Origin of the sequence: Cupriavidus sp. SIMBA_020 (assembly GCF_046535395.1) — a bacterium.
Taxonomy (GTDB): domain Bacteria; phylum Pseudomonadota; class Gammaproteobacteria; order Burkholderiales; family Burkholderiaceae; genus Cupriavidus; species Cupriavidus campinensis.
In genome coordinates this window covers 1-247 of record NZ_JAWRWU010001337.1, presented here as the reverse complement: position 1 = coordinate 247, position 247 = coordinate 1, and the positions used below count along the sequence as shown (strand labels likewise).

Below are 247 nucleotides of genomic sequence, written 5' to 3'. Positions count from 1 at the left end.
CCTGACGCACCTGCTCGACACGCCGGGCGCGATTCCCGCGTTCGCGCTGCAGGTGCTTGGGCCGTTCGGCCGCGTGTGGTTCGGCATCGCGTTCCTGTGCGCGGGCGCCGCGACGATCAACACGCTGATGGCCGGGCTGCCGCGCATCCTGTACGGGATGGCGATCGACGGCGCGCTGCCGCGCTGCTTCGCGTATCTGCATCCGCGCTTCAAGACGCCGGTGGTCGGCATCGTCGCGGCGGCGATC

Annotated in this window: 1 protein-coding gene; it reads left to right on the top strand. The window is 71.3% G+C overall.

What is annotated here, in order from left to right; genetic code table 11:
- Window positions 1-247 (top strand): amino acid permease (locus tag SB751_RS33865; RefSeq protein WP_410749480.1); only part of this gene is annotated, 247 nt, incomplete at both ends.